Source organism: Buchnera aphidicola (Muscaphis stroyani) (assembly GCF_005080865.1).
GTDB classification, from domain to species: Bacteria; Pseudomonadota; Gammaproteobacteria; order Enterobacterales; family Enterobacteriaceae; genus Buchnera; species Buchnera aphidicola_AG.
In genome coordinates this window covers 347,461-366,355 of sequence record NZ_CP034861.1, presented here as the reverse complement: position 1 = coordinate 366,355, position 18,895 = coordinate 347,461, and the positions used below count along the sequence as shown (strand labels likewise).

General features: G+C 25.5%; 20 protein-coding genes and 3 tRNA genes. 9 read left to right on the top strand and 14 right to left on the bottom strand.

Annotation, left to right across the window (positions count from 1 at the left end; all coding sequences use genetic code 11):
- Positions 1-85: 85 nt before the first annotated feature.
- The 9 genes from D9V75_RS01665 to flgB form a co-directional block, all read right to left on the bottom strand.
- Positions 86-394 (bottom strand): rod-binding protein, encoded by a 309-nt coding sequence (locus D9V75_RS01665; RefSeq protein WP_158343626.1) that lies wholly within the window; start codon positions 392-394, stop codon positions 86-88.
- Positions 394-1,497, bottom strand: a complete 1,104-nt coding sequence (locus tag D9V75_RS01660) for a flagellar basal body P-ring protein FlgI (RefSeq protein WP_158343624.1) — start codon at positions 1,495-1,497, stop codon at positions 394-396. Before D9V75_RS01660 ends, D9V75_RS01665 begins: the two co-directional genes overlap by 1 nt.
- A 161-nt stretch (positions 1,498-1,658) precedes the next feature.
- Complete coding sequence (locus D9V75_RS01655) at positions 1,659-2,375, bottom strand: flagellar basal body L-ring protein FlgH (RefSeq protein WP_158343622.1); 717 nt, start codon at positions 2,373-2,375, stop codon at positions 1,659-1,661.
- 49 nt (positions 2,376-2,424) lie between these two features.
- The gene (gene flgG, locus D9V75_RS01650) at positions 2,425-3,207 is read right to left on the bottom strand and encodes a flagellar basal-body rod protein FlgG (protein WP_158343620.1); all 783 of its coding nucleotides are present in this window, start codon (positions 3,205-3,207) and stop codon (positions 2,425-2,427) included.
- Positions 3,208-3,226: 19 nt separating this feature from the next.
- Positions 3,227-3,970: a flagellar basal-body rod protein FlgF gene (gene flgF, locus D9V75_RS01645; protein WP_158343617.1), complete on the bottom strand. Its 744-nt coding sequence runs from the start codon at positions 3,968-3,970 to the stop codon at positions 3,227-3,229.
- A 24-nt stretch (positions 3,971-3,994) separates the two neighbouring features.
- Positions 3,995-5,206, bottom strand: coding sequence for a flagellar hook protein FlgE (locus D9V75_RS01640; protein ID WP_158343615.1), 1,212 nt, complete (start codon positions 5,204-5,206; stop codon positions 3,995-3,997).
- 46 nt (positions 5,207-5,252) lie between these two features.
- Positions 5,253-5,933, bottom strand: coding sequence for a flagellar hook assembly protein FlgD (locus tag D9V75_RS01635; RefSeq protein ID WP_158343613.1), 681 nt, complete (start codon positions 5,931-5,933; stop codon positions 5,253-5,255).
- Positions 5,934-5,952: 19 nt separating this feature from the next.
- A complete protein-coding gene (flgC, locus tag D9V75_RS01630) occupies positions 5,953-6,363 on the bottom strand; it encodes a flagellar basal body rod protein FlgC (protein ID WP_158343611.1) in 411 nt (136 codons plus the stop codon).
- A 6-nt stretch (positions 6,364-6,369) separates the two neighbouring features.
- Positions 6,370-6,780, bottom strand: coding sequence for a flagellar basal body rod protein FlgB (flgB, locus tag D9V75_RS01625; RefSeq protein ID WP_158343609.1), 411 nt, complete (start codon positions 6,778-6,780; stop codon positions 6,370-6,372).
- Positions 6,781-7,065: 285 nt separating this feature from the next.
- On the opposite strand from flgB, the gene flgA reads away from it, so the two are divergent.
- Together flgA and flgN are read left to right on the top strand one after the other, a co-directional pair.
- Entirely contained in the window at positions 7,066-7,725 is a 660-nt protein-coding gene (gene flgA, locus D9V75_RS01620; RefSeq protein ID WP_158343607.1) for a flagellar basal body P-ring formation chaperone FlgA, read from the top strand.
- Between the two features lie 101 nt (positions 7,726-7,826).
- Complete coding sequence (gene flgN, locus D9V75_RS01615; RefSeq protein WP_158343605.1) at positions 7,827-8,240, top strand: flagellar export chaperone FlgN; 414 nt, start codon at positions 7,827-7,829, stop codon at positions 8,238-8,240.
- A 50-nt stretch (positions 8,241-8,290) separates the two neighbouring features.
- Here the strand turns inward: flgN and pyrC are convergent, their stop codons facing one another.
- Positions 8,291-9,340 carry a dihydroorotase gene (pyrC, locus tag D9V75_RS01610; RefSeq protein ID WP_158344057.1) on the bottom strand — a complete coding sequence of 350 codons (1,050 nt, stop codon included), beginning with the start codon at positions 9,338-9,340 and terminating at the stop codon, positions 8,291-8,293.
- A 170-nt stretch (positions 9,341-9,510) separates the two neighbouring features.
- On the opposite strand from pyrC, the gene murJ reads away from it, so the two are divergent.
- Both murJ and D9V75_RS01600 read left to right on the top strand, forming a co-directional pair.
- Positions 9,511-11,052, top strand: a complete 1,542-nt coding sequence (gene murJ, locus D9V75_RS01605) for a murein biosynthesis integral membrane protein MurJ (RefSeq protein ID WP_158343602.1) — start codon at positions 9,511-9,513, stop codon at positions 11,050-11,052.
- Positions 11,053-11,279: 227 nt separating this feature from the next.
- Positions 11,280-12,338, top strand: coding sequence for an OmpA family protein (locus D9V75_RS01600; protein WP_158343601.1), 1,059 nt, complete (start codon positions 11,280-11,282; stop codon positions 12,336-12,338).
- 81 nt (positions 12,339-12,419) lie between these two features.
- On the opposite strand, the gene D9V75_RS01595 is transcribed toward D9V75_RS01600, so the two are convergent.
- Positions 12,420-12,504, bottom strand: a tRNA-Ser gene (locus D9V75_RS01595).
- Positions 12,505-12,746: 242 nt separating this feature from the next.
- On the opposite strand from D9V75_RS01595, the gene D9V75_RS01590 reads away from it, so the two are divergent.
- Together D9V75_RS01590 and D9V75_RS01585 are read left to right on the top strand one after the other, a co-directional pair.
- Positions 12,747-12,817: transfer RNA gene (locus tag D9V75_RS01590), tRNA-Cys, on the top strand.
- 16 nt (positions 12,818-12,833) lie between these two features.
- A tRNA-Leu gene (locus tag D9V75_RS01585) sits at positions 12,834-12,919 on the top strand.
- An 18-nt stretch (positions 12,920-12,937) separates the two neighbouring features.
- Here the strand turns inward: D9V75_RS01585 and rsmC are convergent.
- Complete coding sequence (gene rsmC / locus D9V75_RS01580) at positions 12,938-13,954, bottom strand: 16S rRNA (guanine(1207)-N(2))-methyltransferase RsmC (protein ID WP_158343599.1); 1,017 nt, start codon at positions 13,952-13,954, stop codon at positions 12,938-12,940.
- A 241-nt stretch (positions 13,955-14,195) separates the two neighbouring features.
- On the opposite strand from rsmC, the gene minC reads away from it, so the two are divergent.
- From minC to minE, 3 genes are read left to right on the top strand one after another with little or no spacing between them, the layout of a single operon-like run.
- Positions 14,196-14,912 (top strand): septum site-determining protein MinC, encoded by a 717-nt coding sequence (gene minC, locus D9V75_RS01575; protein ID WP_158343597.1) that lies wholly within the window; start codon positions 14,196-14,198, stop codon positions 14,910-14,912.
- Positions 14,913-14,937: 25 nt separating this feature from the next.
- Positions 14,938-15,750, top strand: a complete 813-nt coding sequence (minD, locus tag D9V75_RS01570; protein ID WP_158343595.1) for a septum site-determining protein MinD — start codon at positions 14,938-14,940, stop codon at positions 15,748-15,750.
- A 3-nt stretch (positions 15,751-15,753) separates the two neighbouring features.
- The gene (minE, locus tag D9V75_RS01565; RefSeq protein WP_158343593.1) at positions 15,754-16,005 is read left to right on the top strand and encodes a cell division topological specificity factor MinE; all 252 of its coding nucleotides are present in this window, start codon (positions 15,754-15,756) and stop codon (positions 16,003-16,005) included.
- A gap of 133 nt (positions 16,006-16,138) precedes the next feature.
- Here minE and tsaB read toward each other — a convergent pair whose 3' ends face one another.
- Both tsaB and D9V75_RS01555 read right to left on the bottom strand, forming a co-directional pair.
- Positions 16,139-16,798 carry a tRNA (adenosine(37)-N6)-threonylcarbamoyltransferase complex dimerization subunit type 1 TsaB gene (gene tsaB, locus D9V75_RS01560; RefSeq protein WP_158343591.1) on the bottom strand — a complete coding sequence of 220 codons (660 nt, stop codon included), beginning with the start codon at positions 16,796-16,798 and terminating at the stop codon, positions 16,139-16,141.
- A gap of 82 nt (positions 16,799-16,880) precedes the next feature.
- Positions 16,881-18,458, bottom strand: a complete 1,578-nt coding sequence (locus D9V75_RS01555) for a TerC family protein (protein ID WP_158343589.1) — start codon at positions 18,456-18,458, stop codon at positions 16,881-16,883.
- Positions 18,459-18,895: the final 437 nt, after the last annotated feature.

Genomic DNA, 18,895 nt, shown 5'->3' with positions numbered 1-18,895 from the left:
ATTAAAAAATAATTTTTGATTTAAATATTTAATTATTTATATGTTTCTTAATTTTGACTAACAAAACATCATAAATTATAAATTCTTATGAAAGAATGTTTTTTTCTATTTGTTTTAAAATCATTTGAGTGAATCCTATTCCTTTTTTGCTTAGCTCTTTAGATATTTGTTGATCGTATATATCTGTATAGAGGTAGCTTTGGTTGTTATCTATTAAATTGCTTTTAGACACAGAATTTCTCATACTTTTTAGTAACATTTGAATAAATATGCTTTCTACTTCTTTTGCTGTTTGCAATGCATATTTTTTTGGATTCTTTTGAACTTGATATTTTAGTTCTGTAACAATTTTTGAATGAGTATTTGATATGTTGTATAATAAATGATCGTTCATCAAATGATTTCCAATTTAGCGTGAAGGCAACCAGCTTTTTTCATCGATTGTAAAATAGATATAAGTTCGTTTGTGCGAGTTCCTAATGCATTTAAGGATCTAACTATGTTATTAAGATTTCTGTTACTAAAATATTCTTCTTTATCATAATTTTGGTAGGTTGAATTTTGTGGTAATTTTTTTTTATTAGAATTTTTTTTTAATGGATTTTCATAATGCGAATCTTGTGTTTTATGAACCACTATAGATAAACTACCATTAGAAATAGCGCATTCACTTAATGTAACTTCTTGATTCATAACTACAGAGCCAGTATGAGAATTAATAATGACTTTTGCTTCTTGAGAAGGCATAATTATATCTATGTTTTGAATATTTGAAAGCATATGGACTTGTACGTTATTGTTAGCTACAGTACTTAACTGAACTGTTTTAGAATCAATAGGTGTTGCCGTATCTGGATATTTCACATTAATCATGTCACTTATTCTTTGAGCAGTACTAAAATCTTCTTGATTTAATTGCAAATTGATAGTTTTATGTCTACCAAAATCAGTATTTATTTCACGTTCAATAGTTGCTCCATGGTTAATTCTTCCTGAATTAACTTGATAATCTCCAATGAAATTATTTTTTTTAAAAAAATTATTATTTTTTTCAGGTACTATTATATTTCCTTGAGCCACAGCGTAAATTTTATCATCAGCTCCTTTTAAAGGAGTCATTAACAATGTTCCGCCTCTTAAACTTTTTGAGTTTCCTATAGATGAAACTACTACGTCTATTTTTTCTCCGGAATGACTAAATGGAGGCAATTTAGCAGTTATCATAACTGCTGCTACATTTTTTACGTTCATGTTCATTCCAAAAGGAACAGTTACACCTAATTTAGCAAGCATATTAGATAATGATTGCTTGGTGAATGGAGATTGTGTTGATTGATCACCTGTTCCATCTAGACCTACTATTAAACCATAACCAATTAATTGATTATCTCGAATTCCTTGAATACTTGTTAAGTCACGTATTTTTTCAGCATACGAAATAGAAGAAAAACTTACCAAAAGAAAAAGAATTAATTTTAATAATGTTATCTTAGACATAAAAAACCTTTATTAACACGTTTTATATTATAAAGTATTATATAAAATATTTTTTAAAAGTACTCATAAAGAATAATTTTTTACTCTTTATGAGACTGTATTGAATTTAAAAAAACATATAATTTATTTCATTATCTTTAATTATATTAATGTAAATATTCCTATACAGGTGAAATTTTTAATAAAAACCTTTGAAACCAACCCATCTTGTTTATTTCATTCATATTTCCATTACTTAAATATTCAATTTTAGTATCTGCAATTTGAGTAGATGCAACTAAGTTATTTTTATTAATATTATTAGGATTAACTACTCCTGAAAAATGAATAAATTCTGTTCCTTGATTAATAGATACTTCTTTTTCTCCGCAAACTTTAAGATTACCATTAGGTAATACTTGTTTTATAGTTACAGTAATAAGCCCGTTAAAAGTGTTTTTAGCTGAATTACTTCCTTTCCCAGAAAAATCATTTTTTCCTATACTATCAAATCCCGTTCTATTGTCATTAATATTTAAACCTAACATTGGATTAAGTTGACCAGGTGATATATTTACTCCTAAATTAGCAGTACCATCTCGACTAATGTTTGAAGATGAACTATTGCTAGCGCTTATGTTTTCTTGTAATACGACAGTTATAGTGTCACCAATATTATGTGGTTTGTAATCTTCAAATAATGGTTGATACCCATAATTTATAGTCTGTGCGTCTTGAAATAAAGATCCACTGTTCGTTATTCTGAAAGTATTGGGTATAATTTCTGTTCTAGTATTTAGTGCCATCGGCTTATTTTGAATATAAGAGCAACTTTGTGTCAGTAACAAAAAAATGATAACAAAAAAGTATTTAAATGAACTAGTTAATAACTTTACCACGAAAATTCACCTTGAATAATGAAATTCTCTATATATTTATCAAATTTAATTATAGTTGAGATAATTTTTGAAGCATTTGATCTGATGTGTTAATAGATTTACTGTTAATTTCATATGCTCTTTGGGTTTGAATCATATTAACAAGCTCTTCAGCAACATTTACGTTTGAAGTTTCTACATATCCTTGATACAGCAAACCTGCTCCATTTAAACCTGGAGCTGTTTCTATCGGCGCCCCAGATGCTTGAGTTTCTTGATATAAATTTTCTCCGATACTTTCCAATCCAGAACTATTTATAAAATTAATTAAATTTAATTGTCCGATAGAAACGGGTTGTATCTGTCCTTGTATTGCAACACTAATAACTCCATCTCTTGAAATGCTAATGCTAGTTGAGTTAGGTGGAATATTAATATCTGGTACAATTGGATATCCACTGTTGGTAACTAATTGACCGTTTTGATCTATTTGAAAAGAACCATCTCTTGTATAAGCTACGTTATTATCTGGTAATTGAACTTGAAAAAATCCAGATCCATCAATGGCAATATCTTTTGAAGAATCTGTCTTTGAAAGGTTTCCTTGACTATGAATTCTTTCTGTAGCTACTGGACGAACTCCTGTTCCTAGCTGCAGTCCAGAAGGTAAAATAGTGTTCATGGATGAATTAGTACCAGCTTGTTTTATTGTTTGATACATTAAATCTTCGAAAACAGCCCTAGATCTCTTAAATCCATTCGTACTAACATTAGCTAAATTATTGGATATAACATTCATATTAATTTGCTGCGCATCAAGACCAGTTTTAGAAATCCATAAAGAAGGTATCATAATGTTGTCCTAGTTAAATTTAATTATTAATATCAAGAAGTCGATTGGCGTATTCTTCATTTTGATCACATATAGATATCATTTTCATTTCCATTTCAAATTGTCTGGCATTTGATATCATATCTATCATATTTTTTGTTGGATTGACATTACTTGTTTCTAACATACCTGATTGTATTTTTATGCTGTCATCATGAAGTATGCTATTTTTATTTAGATTTTTTAGATAAAATAATCCATTTTCTTTTTGTAATAAATTTTCGTTAGGAAGACGAACTAATTTCAATGAACCTATTTTAGATTCAATAAATTTATTAGCCTGTTTTTCAATTTTTTTAATAATTCCGTGAGATGAAATCTTTAAATTATTATCTGAAGGATATATACTGTGATAATCACCTAACACTTCATGATTTTGAACAGTTAATTTTCCTTGATTATTTAACATTAAATGACCATTTTTAGTGTAAGCTTCTTGACCATTAGCATCTTTTACTGCTAACCAGCCATTTTCTTTAATAAATAAATCTAATTTTCTATCAGTGTAATTTAATGTTCCTGCAGAAAAATTATAATATTCTTTTTCTTGTGTGTTAGAAAAATTATTTAAATTTTTTGTATTTTTGGTTTCGTTTCGTACCAGATAATTAAATTTTTCTTTAAAACCAGTAGTTGAAATATTAGCTAAATTATTAGAAATAATAGCTTGTTTTTCTAACAATTTACTAGCAACTTGCATAGAGTTATGAATTGCGCTTTCCATTTTACATTATTTATCCTGAATTCATCATAAATTTATTAATGTGTTTACTATTTTATCTTCTGCTTTAAAGGCCTGAGCGCTAGATTGATAGTTACGTTGTGCCACAATCATATTAATAAGTTCTTTATTTAAATCTACGTTAGATGTTTCCAGAGTTTTTGATAATATTTCTCCAAAACCTAAACAACCTGCATTGCCTATTTCTTCTTTTCCAGAATCTTTTGTTGCAGACCAAACGTTTCCGCTTTCAGGTTTTAATTTTTCTGGATTAACAAATTTTGATAAGACTATTTGACTTATTTCTTGTGTTTTTTGATTAGAATAATAGCTAATAATTTTTCCATTTTTAAGAACATTAAGTGTTTTTAAAGAGCCTTGTTCATACCCGTCTTGATGAATTGCGTTTAAAAAAAGATCTTTATTATTTGACGATTCTACAGTTCCTGTAAAATCTAAAGTAATTTTATTGTTTTTAAATTTATCATTTAATGAAATATCAAAATTAGGGGAAGAGCTTAATTTTCCATTATCATCAAATTCTAAATTACAGATTTTATCAATGATGTTTTGTTCAGAAGAGTTATTAAAAACATTTTTAGATTTTATGTGTACGCGCCATTTTTTAAGATCATTTTTTGCGAAATTTATTTCCAATATTTGCGGTTGTCCATCTTTATTATAAATAGTGATTTGAGTATTATATTTTTCTATATTTTCAGTGTTATTTAAATGTACATCAGAATTTAAAATTGGACTGAGTGTTATTTTTGTTGTTGGTTTAGCTTTTAATATACGATAATTTTTTAAATTTATAGGCTCTAAGTTAGATGAATTGCTTAATTTTCTTTGAAATAAAGAATTATTTCTTCCGGTTAAATACATGCCTTGAAAATTAACAATATTAAAGTTTTTATCAATCAAAAATTGACCATTTCTTGTATAATGAACTTGACCATTAGAGTCTAATACTCGGAAAAAACCATTGTTCGAAATACTCAAATCTAAATCTTTACCAGTTTCAATAAATGCACCATTATTAAAATTTTGAACAAAATTTGATATACCAACTCCAGATGTTTTTTTTTCTGTAGATTCAAACGAATCGGATACTATATTGTGTAGAGAAAGAGTGCTTGATTTAAATCCTATTGTTGATGCATTGGCAATATTATTAGATACAAGATCTATATTACTGCTGCTAATAAATAATCCACTAATAGCTTCTATAAGAGACACAAGTTTTTACTCCTTATGTGTTATTCGTTTTAAATTAAATAATGCGTTATTGAATAATTTTTTGAATATTAGAAAGTGTTGTTGTCCCAGAAATACCAAGATCAATGATAGGATCATCAGAGGTTGTGATAATACCATTGACTAAAGCTTCTCTTAAACCTCTCACTGGAACATCTTGATTTTCTTCTTGAGCTGTAACATAAAGATTATATTTTCCAGTTTCTACTCTTTTTTTATCTAAATCTTCACCATTCCATGTAAAATTATATACACCTGGTTTACAATTTTTCATTTCTTTAACATACACAATTTTTCTATTATTATCTTCGATCTGTATTCGAACTAACGTTGCGTTTCCGATTAATTCTACACCAAATTTAGTATCTTCTATATCAGTATGTACAACTTGAGAACTAGGAATCATAACGTGATGCCCAATTAAAGAAGAAATTTGAATTTTTTGGGTTGTATTTAACTGATTAGAAAACTTCCCAACAGTGTCATTTAATCTTTCAATTCCAGTAGCAGTATTTATTTGAGCTAATTGCGATGTTAATTCAGTGTTTTTTATGGGATCTGTAGGGTCTTGATTTTTAATTTGAGTAATTAATAAACTTAAAAAGTTTTTTTGTAAATCTAATGCATTAGATTCTGTTTTTACGTTTTTTTTATATGAATCTACGAACGGATTTTCTATAGATGAATTAATATTGTTAATAGTATTCATTTATTTCTCTCGTGATTTTTTATTCACTCAGTGTTAATGTTTTGATTATCATTGATTTTATAGTTTTTAAGACTTCTACATTTGCTTGATAACTCCTTGCTGCTGAAATATTATTTATAGTTTCAGTGATTGGGTTAACATTTGAAGTTAAGACGTATCCTTGTTTATTAGCCATTGGATTAAATGGATCATACATTTTTTTTAAAGGAGCAGAATCGTTTACTATTTTTAATACTTTTACGCCTCCTATATCATTGTTTTCTAAAGAATTTAATTTAAAAATAACTTTTTTTGCAATATATGGAAAAAAACTCCCATTTTTATACACTACGCTTTCTGAATTTGCTAAATTGCTAGCAATAACACTTATTTTTTGTGACTGCGCCGTCATTGCTGAACCGGCTATGTCCAATGCTCTAGTTAAAGACATGATTGTTTATCCCTGTAAAACATGCATTATATTTTTAATTTCATTTTTTATAAATGCTAAACTTGATTGATATTTTAAACTATTTTGTATGAATTGTATTCTTTCTCGATTCATATCTACAGTATTTTTATTTTTTTTTATTTCATTCGATTTTACCGGTATTATTTTAATTGAAGATAAAACATTTTTATGTAAATCTAAGTGATAAGGAGATGTTTTAGTTAAAAAAATTTCTTTATTTCTCATGTTATTTTTATTTATTATTTTATTAAATTCATTTTTAAAGCTAATATCCATTGCTTTGTATCCAGGAGTATCAGAGTTAGCTATATTTGAAGTTAAAATTTCTTGTCTCTTTGAGTATAGATTTAATACATTTTGATTGAAATCAAAACTTTTATTAATTTTTTCAAACATTTTTTTATCTCTTTTATATTTTTTGAAAAGTTTACTTAATATATAATACACAAAATTTTTAGTTAACACTTGATATATCAGTTAATCTTAAGTTAAATAAAGAATATTTATAATATCAAAAATTTTTTATTATTTAATCTTTTTTCTAAAAAATAACTCTATATGTATGTACTTTCAAGCAACCTTTGTATTAATATTATTTAATTTAAATTAAATATTTTTTTAAACTATATCTCGACAATAACTATATCTTTTACTTAATAAATTAATACAAAAGGGAATAAAATGACAGTATTGAAAGCAATTTTTTATTTTTTTTTATTTTTTTTGTCTTTTAGAGTCAATGCTTTTAACTTAACTGATCAATTAACTCATTTTTTCGAGAAAAATCATTTGTTTGATAATAAAAAAATCCATGTAATATTACACACTCAACTTAAAAAAAATATTTTCTGTAAAAGACCATTTTTTTCATTATTACAAAATTTTCATTATTTTGGTTTAATTGAAGTCCTTTACACTTGCGGAAAAGATCGCCAATATTTACAGGTTGAAGTTCAAGTTGAAGGAGAATATGTAACGGCAAATAAAAAAATTCTAAGAGGTTCTCGAATCAAAGAATCAGATTTAAAAATTATAATTGGACGTTTGGATACTTTGCCTAATCATACATACTTTCAAATGAAAGATGTAATAAATAAAGTTAGTTTACGTGATATTTTCCCATTTCAGCCAGTAACTTCTTTTATGGTACGTCCATTATGGTTAGTTAAAATAAATCAAATGGTCAATATCGTAGTCCATGGAGTTAATTTTATTATTTTCACTAAAGGCAAAGCGTTAGAAAATGCTGCTAATAATGAAAATGTACGAGTTAAAATTAACAATAATAATGTCATTAATGGAAAAGTAAACGAAAATGGTGAAGTAATTGTCTTCATGTAAAAATATTTTTTTAAAGAAATATGAATAATTAACTTTTTTATTTTTTATTTTACTATATAAAAAAATTTTTAAAAGAAATAAATATAAACGGAATAAGTTAAATGAAAAAACTTATAAATATCATAAAAATTACTGAACAAATTTTATTTTTTTTGAGAGATATAACATATCAAGAGCACAATATTTTATTAGATTCTAAAGATAATATAGCAGTTATGCTTCAATGTATTGGTAAGGATAAAAAAATTTTGATAAAAAAATTGTTGAGTGCTAATAAAAATCGATGTATTTTAGAAAAAAAATACAATATATTTAAACCCTATGTTAATAAACCAAAATTAAAAAAAGTTTGGGAAAATATTGTTGATCAGTCTTTGATTTTAAAGGAATTAAACTTTAAAAATAAAAAGCTGTTAAATCATAGAATGTATTTAAATCAACATTTTTTAGATTTACTAAATGCGCATAATAAAAAAATTATTTATAATGTTGATGGAAATTTGGAATCACAATAAATATTTAACAAAAAACTATCTTTATATTGGATAACGTTTGAATTTATAGATTAAATGTATACAGACCAATTTAAGGTTTGACCAGATAAAAATGGAATAATAATATTATTTCCTATCTGAATTTTTTTTATAACTTTAAATGGTTTTCGAACAAAAGTAATTTTTTCTTTGTTAATGGGCATATTATAAAATTTAGGTCCATTTTTCGAACAAAAAGATTCAAATTGATTTAAAGCATTCATTTCTTCAAAAACTGTAATGTATGCTAATAAAGAAGAAGGAGCATTAAATATTCCTGCTTGTCCAGTTTTATTAATTTTATGATGATCCAGGTGTGGAGCTGTATCACTTCCTAAAAAAAAGTGTTTGTCCCCTCTAGCAATGGCTTGTCTTAATGCAATTTGATGATTTTTTCTTTTTAAAATAGGAGAACAGTAAAAATAGGGTTTTATTCCATGAATCAACATATCGTTACGATTAAACATTAAATGATGCGGTGTAATTGTTGCAGATAAATAAAATGGATCGTTTTCTTTTATGTAATCTATTGCTTCTTTAGTTGTAATATGTTCTAAAACTATTTTAAGTTTTGGAAATTTTAAACGTAAAGGTTTTAAAGTATTTTCAATAAATTTTGACTCTCTATCATAAATATCAATATTTAAATCAGTTTCTTCTCCATGAATTAGCAATGGCATTCCAATTTCTTCCATACGTTTTAAAATAAAATAAACATTATCTATTTTTTTAATTCCTTTGTTTGAATTTGTTGTAGATCGAATTGGATAAAGTTTGGCCGCTATAAAGATTTTTTCGTAAAAACCTCTTTCTAATTCTTTAATTGAAGTAGATTCTGTCAAATAACAAGTCATTAATGGCTGAAATTTACAATTAAATTTCATAGATTTTAAAATTCTATCACGATAAGCAATACTTTTTTTACAATCAACAATAGGATTGTAAAGATTTGGCATAATAATCGCTCTTTTATAAAATTGACCCGTATAGTTTATAACTCGGTTTAAAATAAAATTGTCTCTTAAATGAACGTGCCAGTCATCGGGTTTAGTAATGGTTATTTTTTTTATATTTTTTGACATTATCTTTCCATTATTAATCTTATTTATAATTAAAATTTTATTTAAAGTAAATACATTTTTAGTTGTCCAAAACATAAAATATAACATATAAATAGAAACATTCTTGTATATAGTAAAAAAAATTTTTATATACCTTATTTTTAAAATTAAAATAACAGGTTATTTTTGGAATGAATCTTTTAAAATCTTTAATATCAGTAAGTATTATGACTCTCATATCTCGTGTATTAGGTTTTTTTCGTGATGTTTTAATTGCTAATACATTTGGTACTTCTATGTTTACTGATGCTTTTTTTATTGCTTTTAAAATTTCTAATTTTTTACGTTGTATTTTTTCAGAAGGAGTTTTTTGTCAATCTTTTGTACCTGTTTTAATGAAATATAAGACTCAAAAAAACGGAAAATGCATAAAAAATTTTATTTCTTCAGTTTTAAGTTTGATGATTTTGATATTAATAATAATTACAGTATTAGGAATAGTATGGTCTCGTTATTTAATTTTAATTAGTGCTCCTGGTTTTGCAAAATCACCAGATCTTTTAAAGGTGTCAGTACATTTACTACAAATTATGTTTCCATATATTTTTTTTGTTTCTCTTTCTTCATTTTTTTCATCTATTTTAAATAGTTGGGGATATTTTTCCATTCCTGCGTTTTCTCCTTGTCTTTTAAATATTAGCATTATCATTTTTTCTATTTTTTTTAGTTCTTATTATAGTCCTCGTATTATTTCATTAGCATGGTCAGTCACTATAGGTGGATGTTTTCAACTTTTTTATCAATGTTTGTATTTATATAAAATAAATATGTTAGTTATACCAAAAATTAATTTTAAAAATATTGGTCTTTTAAGAGTTTTAAAAAAAATAGTGCCTTCTATTTTAGGATCTTCAGCTAATCAGATTTCTTTGATTTTTAATAATATTTTTATTTCATTACTTAATTTTGGTTCTGTGTCTTGGATGTACTATGCTGATAGATTAATTGAGTTTCCTATTGGAATTTTAGGAGTTTCATTAAGTACTGTTTTATTTTCATTTTTTTCTAAAAGTTATTATATTAATAAATCTGAATTTAAATCTCTTTTGAACTCAGGATTAAAAATTGGATTAATATTTTCGTTACCTAGTTCTGTTATTCTTTTTTTTCTTTCAAAACCATTAGTTATTGTCCTTTTCAAGCATGGTAAATTCACAGATTTTGATGTTTTAATGATACATAAGATATTAGAAGCATATTCATTTGGTTTAGTATCTTTTATTTTAATAAAAATTTTGTCTTCTGCGTTCTATTCTTTTGAAGAAATTAAAATTCCTGTAAATATTTCAATATTCACTTTATTTTTAACACAGGCAATGAACCCAATTTTAATTTTTTATTTTCAACAAGTAGGTCTTGCGCTTTCTATAAGCATTAGTGGATGGATGAACTTTTTTTTTCTTTTTTGGAAATTAAATCAAAAAAAATTAATTTGTTTTAAATATAAAGATTTAATTTTTTTTGTGCGTTTAATTTTTTCGATATTGACGATGATTTTCTTTTTGTTCTTTACTTTAAATTTTATGCCTTCTTGGGAAGTAGGTTCTTTTTTTTATAAATTGGTTCGTTTGTTATTTGTTTTATTTATTTCTGGAGCTTCATATTTAATCTCATTATATTTTTTAGGTATTCGTTTATTAAATTTTTCTTGTCTATCTTTAAAGATAAAGTAATATAATATAAATTGCATCAATAATTAAAAATTATCAATGTTATTAATGAAGTATTTCATATATGATGCATTTATTTGATTTTATTTAACTAGTAAAGAAAATGCATATATTTTATTGGTAATATTGATAAGTGCTCTCAACATTAAATATGATTCTTTATGTAAATAATAGTAGTTTATTCATATTTATACTAATCATAATACATTTTAAGAATAATGGAGTGTCAAATGAAAAAACAAGCTGCTATCATAGTATTATTTCTAGCTAGCTTAGTTGTTTCCGTTCAGGCAAAAGAACAAAATGGATGGTATGTAGGAACAAAACTGGGATGGTCTAATTTAAATGTTTTTAACTATAAATCTGATTCTAAATCGTTAAATAAATCTGAAAATAGTAAAAATAATTTCTATTCTCCTACTTTTAGTGTGTTTTTGGGGTATGATATTAATCCATATTTTTCTTTTGAAGCTGAAAATGATACCAGTGGTTTTTTCTCGTATTTAATGCTTCGACATGAAACACTTCTAAAAGATCAAGAATCTCTTAAAGACAACAATTTTCAGATTGCAACAAAATTATCATATCCTATAACAAATAATTTTCATCTCTATAGCCGATTAGGTGGAACAATTCTTTGGGATGATCTTTTAGAGGAAAAAGGTTTAAAAAATTTGATTAGTAAAAAAAGTAAGTTACTTCCAACTTTTACTTTGGGAGCTGAATATATTTTTAAGGAACAATTTTTTGCTAGAATAGATTATACATGGAAAAGCACTATACAGAATATTGCGAGTTTATCAATGCATCCTTCTTTAGGAGATACAGTACTTTCTTTTGGATGGAAATTCGGTCAATCTCATAATAATCATGCAGTAATTCCATCATTATGCAATTCTGAATTTACAAATTCAAAAAATATTGAACTCAGAGAAAATATTAATTTTCCCTTTAACAGCGCAGAGATAAAACCAATTGCTTACGATAAATTAGAAGTATTAAATGACGAAATAAGTGATAAAAAATTAACAAATGTTTCTATTATTCTTTCAGGATATTCTGATAAAATAGGCAATAGAGACTATAATCAAAAATTATCTGAAGATCGCGCTTATGCTGTTAAAAACTATTTAATTTCTAGAGGATTTTCTAGAGATATAATTAAAATTCAAGGAATGGGAGATATAAATTCTTTAACAAATCAAGTATGTAAAGATATTAAAAATCGTTCTTTATTAATAAGTTGCTTGGCTCCTGATCGTCGCGTAGAGATTGAAGTTGTATCTTAGAAATAAAAAGTAATGCAGTTTTTATATCGGAATAAATTTTTAATAAATATAAGATTATTATAATTTTAAGTAATATATTTTCGGAGAGGGAGAGATTCGAACTCTCGGACGATTTCTCATCGGCGGTTTTCAAGACCGCTGCCTTAAGCCTCTCGGCCACCTCTCCAATATTGTTTAAGGTATGAAATAAACTTTTTACTAATTTTTGTAATACTATACTAGTATAATCCTGAATGTAAAGATAATTATAATTTTTTTATTAAAATAAAATTTTTTAAAACAAATTTATCAATAAAATTGATATAAAACTTTTTTTTATTAAATGTTATCAAGAATTTTGTTAAAAATAATTTGTATTTTTTTTCTTTCTTTTCTATAATAGATAAAATTAATTAATAATATTCTATAGGCGTGTTGACAGATTGGATATGTAGCGGATTGCAAATCCGTTTAACCCGGTTCGATTCCGGGATACGCCTCAAAAAAGTTTGAATAGCCCGGATGGTGAAATTGGTAGACACAAGGGACTTAAAATCCCTCGGCTTTTTATAGCTTTGCGGGTTCAAGTCCCGCTCCGGGTAATAAATTAATAAAAATTTTTATGTTAAAAACAACTGATAAACTTTATATTTATTAGTTTTTTCAATAATCGTGTATTTTTTAAATGTTTTTTTTAATAAATTCTCAAAATTAAAACAACTGTTTATAACAAATCTAAGTTCTCCTTTATATTTTAGATATTTAATAGATTCGGATATAATTTTTTTAATCATACTAAAATCTTTCTTTAAATCATTATGAAAAGGTGGATTAGAAATAATTAAATCAAATTTATCAGATACATTAGAATATAAATCACTCATTAATATTTTTGATTTATTGTTGTTGGTTTGCATTGTATGTTTACTAGATATTAAAGCATAAAAATTGTTGTCTAAAAGTGTAAAAAAAGCATTGGGAGAAAAATAAGATAAATAAGCCGACAAAAATCCTGATCCACAGCCGATATCTAAAACTTTTCCTCTAACACTTTTTTTAAAAGTAGATGCAAGCAACTTACTTCCTTCATCTATTTTTTTATAACCAAAAACACCTGGTAAAGACTTAACAAGTACATTTTTCCACGAATGCGTTTGAAAAAAACTTTTTAATGAAAATTTTGTATTTTTTATCAAAAATCCTGAACTTAAAATAGAATTTCTCGCTTTTTCTATAATTTCTAATTTCATCCATTTATCTAAAATAGTTGATGCACTTTTAACTCCACTAGTGTTTTCTCCTACTATAAAAATTTCAGTTCCAATTGAAAATAAAGATAATAAATGCATTAATTGAAATATTGCTTCATTTTTGTTTTTTGGCCAATAGTAAACTAAAGTATCATAATTTTTAATTATCTTTTTAGATAAAAAAAAATATGTATTTATATTTTGATTTTTAATTTTATTTTGACTTAATTTCATCCAATGGTAATATTTTTGATAGTGTATTTTTATACTGATAGAAGATATCAATAATGAAGAAGTATCTTGAATATTACCAGAAAAAAAAACTTTTTTTGTTTTGAATTTTTTATAATGACGCAATATAAGTTGACTATTTTTAGAAAATAACAAGTTTATATCGATCCTTAATTTATTTAATGAGAATAAAAGATAATTTTTTAAAAAATTAATTTTTTATGTAAATTAATATTTTTTAGTAAAAATAAAATTGTTATCATATATCATTTATAATATAATTCAACTGCATTGAATATGCATGTTATTTTTTATAATTAATTGATATAAAAAATAATATTTATATTCTGTATAAATTTTATATACACATACAAGTAGATATAATTGAGCAAGAAATATGCAAAAAAAACCTATTGAACTCAAAGGCAGCAATTTTACGCTATTAGTACTGTATTTAAATAATCATGATACAGATATAATTAACAAATCTTTATATGAAAAAATTAAAGAACATCCTAAATTTTTTAAAAATGCTCCTATTGTAGTTAATGTATCAGGTTTAAGAAATAAAGTAAATTGGGAAAAAATAAAAAAAATTATTATTTCTTATGGATTTTTTATTATAGGAGTAAGTGGTTGTAAAAACATTTTTTTAAAAAAACATATTATTGATTCTGGAGTTCCTATTTTATCAGAAGGAAAATCAAATCATATAAACTATGCTTTAAAAACTTATAAAAATATTTGTTTATCTTCTAAATCAAAAATTAAAATCAAAAAAACAGAAAAAACTCATGTTATAAATACGTTAGTCCGTTCTGGTCAAAAAATTTACGCTAAACATGCTGATTTAATAGTTGTTAATAACGTTAGCGCAGGGGCAGAATTAGTAGCTGATGGAAACATTCATATTTATGGATCAGTTCGTGGAAGAGTGCTTGCTGGAGCTAATGGAGATACAACAAGTAAAATATTTTGTACAGGTTTATTTGCAGAATTAGTTTCTATATCTGGTGAATATTGGTTAGTAGATCAAATTCCATTAGAATTCATTGGAAAATCGGCTCAAATTTTCTTAAAAAATAAGTTTTTATCTATAAATTCTCTATGTTAATCATATTTTTTAAGGGCATATTTGTATGACACGGATAATTGTAATAACTTCAGGGAAAGGAGGTGTAGGAAAAACGACTTCTAGCGCAGCTATCGCAACAGGTCTAGCAAAAAAGGGAAAAAAAACTATTGTCATAGATTTTGATATAGGATTAAGAAATTTAGATTTAATAATGGGGTGCGAAAGAAGAGTGGTATATGATTTTATTAATGTTATTCAAGGTGATGCAAATTTAAATCAAGCGTTAATTAAAGATAAGAAAACAAATAATTTATTCATACTACCTGCGTCGCAAACTCGAGATAAAGATTCTTTAACATGTGAAGGTGTAGAAAAAGTTTTAAAAGAACTCACATACATGGAATTTGATTTTATTATTTGTGATTCTCCTGCTGGTATAGAAACTGGAGCTATCTTAGCAATATATTTTGCAGATGAAGCAATCGTGACAACTAATCCAGAAGTATCTTCAGTAAGAGATTCTGACCGAATTTTAGGAATTATTTCATCAAAATCAAAAAGAGCTGAAAAAAACAAAAAACCCATAAAAGAATATCTTTTATTAACTCGTTATGATCCAAAACGAGTAAAAAATGGAGAAATGCTCAGCATGTCTGATGTGTTAGATATTCTTAGAATCCCATTAATAGGTGTCATTCCAGAAGATGCATCTGTTCTCAAGGCATCTAACCAAGGAGAATCTGTTATACTAGACAAGCATTCTAATGCAGGATGCGCTTATTTTGACACTGTAAATCGATTATTAGGTGAAAATCATCATTTTCGTTTTGTTGAAGAAGAAAAAAAAACTTTTTTACAACGTTTATTCGGGAGATAAGATATGGCTTTATTGGATTTTTTTTTATCCCGGAACAGAAATACTGCTGATATTGCAAAAGAAAGGCTTCAAATAATTGTTGCAGAACAAAGGAAATATCAATCAGAACCAGACTATTTTCCTGAATTAAAACGTGAAATATTGTCTGTAATTCGAAAATACGTTAATATAGATTCTGACATGATAAGATTGCAGTTAGAACAAAAAAATGAAGATATTTCTATATTGGAATTAAATATTAATGTGCCTGAATAAAAAAATATAAAAAATATATCGCAAATGAAAAAATTTTTTAATTCATTTAAAAAACAATTAATCAGATGAAATCAATACTGAAGTGTATTAAAAGCATTTCAGTATTGATCAATATAAAATATATATTTATCTTTTATAAAATATTATTTAAATAATTTGGACTTATTTCAGATGGTTGATGTGTTTTTTTATTTTTAATTGCTAAAATAGCTAATGGAATTAAATCCTTAGAGCTCGGGAAAAAAATATTATATTTTTTTATTAAAGGATTTTCATATTTTATTGTTTTCCATCCATCTCCTGATGTTGTCCAAATTGTTTTTATATTTTTTATTTTTTTTTCTACTGATTCTTCATCAATTAAAATTTCTGTTTTTCTTCCTTTCCAAATTGATGAGACACGAATATATTCCGCCCAATATAAATATCCCTTTTTTGCGTTGATAGCCACTAATATTTGTTTTTTTTTATATTTTCTCCATACTTTTTCAGCCATAATTTTTAAAGTAGAAATTCCAATTATAGGAATTTGTAAACTTATAGATAAACTTTGAGCAATACTTGTAGAAATACGTAAACTGGTAAAATTTCCAGGTCCTTTGGCAAGAGCAATAAAATTTAATTCGTTAAATTTTGTTTCCGTATAAGATAAAGCTTTTTTTATCATTGGTAAAATTATTTCAGTATGTTTTTTTTTACATATTTTTGATATAGAATATATATATTTTTTTTTGTGAATAGTAATAGAACAACAATCAAGAGAAGTTTCGATTGCTAAGATAATGTAATTCATGTTTATCTCAAAAAAATATTTTAATAAAATTAAGAATTTAAAAAAATCAGACATCTTTATTTAATTACAACATATAATTATATCACGATATATTAGTACTATTTTTTGAATTTCTAATTATTCTGACTAAATCAATTCGATATTCTGTTGCTTTAACAATATGAAAATAGAAAGGGTAGATGTTAATAATTTCTCCAGGAAGTGGCAGTCGACCTTTTTGAGAAATTAGCAAGCCTCCTAAAGATGCGCAATTATTCCCTTGGATCAATGCTTCAGTATTAAGTAACTGTTGTAAAGAATGCAAATCAGTTTCGCCCTTTACTAACCAACTATTATTTTCTTTGATAATATCTGGCGTTTCATCTGCATCTGGAAATTCTCCTGCTATAGATTCTAAAACGTCTAAAGGGGTAATTAATCCCTGTACCACTCCAAATTCATTACTTACAATTACAAAACTTCCTTGGGCGCGACGCAACACTCCAAGAAGATTAATCGAATCTAAAGTGTCAGGTATAATAATTGGCGGTATTTTACTAGAAAAACTACAAACATCTATATTTTTTTCAATAGCAACTAATAATTCTTTAGCCCTAACGATTCCTATTATTTCATCTAATTCTCCTTTACAAACCGGAAAAAGACTGTGGGGTGTATCTAGTAGTTGTGTCCGAATTTCACTAGTACTTTTTTCTGCATTAACCCAAGAAATATTTCCTCTTGGAGTCATAATACTTTTAATAGATCTACCTGCGAAAGTTAAAACACCATTAACCATATACCGTTCTTCATCTTTAAATACATCTGATTCTAATGATGTATGAAAAGTTGTTTTTTTATTCATGTTATTTTTATTTTTTTTTATTTTTTTATTTTTATTTTTTTCTCCTATCATTAAACGTAATATAGCTTCAGCTGCTCTTTGTCTCATAGGTCTTCTTGATTGATGTTGAATAAAATTACGTCGAGCTATTTGATTGAATATTTCTATTAATATTGAAAAGCTTATAGCTGCATATAAGTATCCTTTAGGAATATGAAATCTTAATGCTTCTGCAACTAAGCTAAATCCAATCATTAATAAAAAACTAAGACACAAAACAACTACAGTTTGATGAAGATTTATAAAATGAGTTAACTTTTTTGATGCTAACAACATTACAATTGTGGCTAATATAACTGCTATTGTCATAATAAACAATTGATTAACCATTCCAACCGCTGTTATAATTGAGTCTAAAGAAAAAACTGAGTCAAGTATGACTATTTGAATAACTACTGTCCAAAAACTAGCATAATTTTTATTTTCTGTATTTTCTTGAGGTTCACTTTCTAATCTTTCATGCAATTCAACTGTAGCTTTAAATAATAAAAAAAAACCACCAAATAATAAAATCAAATCACGTACTGAAAAATAAAAAAACTGATTAATAATAATAGGAGAAGTAAGTGTAGCGACCCAAGAGATTAATGATAGTAATGCTAAACGCATTACCAGAGCTAATCCTAATCCAATTGTACGTGCTTTATCCCGTTGATGAGGAGGTATTTTTTCCGATAAAATAGCTACAAATATTAAATTATCGATTCCTAACACTACTTCTAGTATAACGAGCGTTAATAAGCCAGCCCAAGTTGACGGGTCAAAAAGAAACTCCATCAGAAAAACTCCGTAAAAAAATAGGACAGCGTAATATTTAATTTATCTAAAACATGAATAGAAATATTAATATATTTCTATAATTTATTTCTTTTTTTTTAGAAAATTTGAAAATTTTTTGGTAAAAATTGGTTATAAAAAAACGTATTTTAAGAGAATTCATCTGTGAAGTTAAAACCTATTATATTCAAGATAGTTAAAAATTTTTGTTATAAAATAACAGGTTTTTAAAGAGGTTAAAAAACATAAATATTTAAATGTAAAAATTACATAAAAGAACTATATTTATTTTTTTAAAAACAAAGAATTTTTGTATTTTAAAAAGTACTTTATTTTTTAAATAATAATGTTTATACAAAAGAAAGATGAGTTTTTAATAGATTTTGTATTTTAAATTTATTTTATTACGTATAAGAAAAGTAAAAAATTTTTTATCT

Coding starts and splice junctions, on each gene's coding strand:
- D9V75_RS01665 (WP_158343626.1), bottom strand. CDS start 394: ATGAACGATCATTTATTATACAACATATCAAATACTCATTCAAAAATT.
- D9V75_RS01660 (WP_158343624.1), bottom strand. CDS start 1,497: ATGTCTAAGATAACATTATTAAAATTAATTCTTTTTCTTTTGGTAAGT.
- flgG (WP_158343620.1), bottom strand. CDS start 3,207: ATGATACCTTCTTTATGGATTTCTAAAACTGGTCTTGATGCGCAGCAA.
- flgF (WP_158343617.1), bottom strand. CDS start 3,970: ATGGAAAGCGCAATTCATAACTCTATGCAAGTTGCTAGTAAATTGTTA.
- D9V75_RS01635 (WP_158343613.1), bottom strand. CDS start 5,933: ATGAATACTATTAACAATATTAATTCATCTATAGAAAATCCGTTCGTA.
- flgC (WP_158343611.1), bottom strand. CDS start 6,363: ATGTCTTTAACTAGAGCATTGGACATAGCCGGTTCAGCAATGACGGCG.
- flgB (WP_158343609.1), bottom strand. CDS start 6,780: ATGTTTGAAAAAATTAATAAAAGTTTTGATTTCAATCAAAATGTATTA.
- flgA (WP_158343607.1), top strand. CDS start 7,066: ATGACAGTATTGAAAGCAATTTTTTATTTTTTTTTATTTTTTTTGTCT.
- flgN (WP_158343605.1), top strand. CDS start 7,827: ATGAAAAAACTTATAAATATCATAAAAATTACTGAACAAATTTTATTT.
- pyrC (WP_158344057.1), bottom strand. CDS start 9,340: ATGTCAAAAAATATAAAAAAAATAACCATTACTAAACCCGATGACTGG.
- murJ (WP_158343602.1), top strand. CDS start 9,511: ATGAATCTTTTAAAATCTTTAATATCAGTAAGTATTATGACTCTCATA.
- D9V75_RS01600 (WP_158343601.1), top strand. CDS start 11,280: ATGAAAAAACAAGCTGCTATCATAGTATTATTTCTAGCTAGCTTAGTT.
- minC (WP_158343597.1), top strand. CDS start 14,196: ATGCAAAAAAAACCTATTGAACTCAAAGGCAGCAATTTTACGCTATTA.
- minD (WP_158343595.1), top strand. CDS start 14,938: ATGACACGGATAATTGTAATAACTTCAGGGAAAGGAGGTGTAGGAAAA.
- minE (WP_158343593.1), top strand. CDS start 15,754: ATGGCTTTATTGGATTTTTTTTTATCCCGGAACAGAAATACTGCTGAT.
- tsaB (WP_158343591.1), bottom strand. CDS start 16,798: ATGAATTACATTATCTTAGCAATCGAAACTTCTCTTGATTGTTGTTCT.
- D9V75_RS01555 (WP_158343589.1), bottom strand. CDS start 18,458: ATGGAGTTTCTTTTTGACCCGTCAACTTGGGCTGGCTTATTAACGCTC.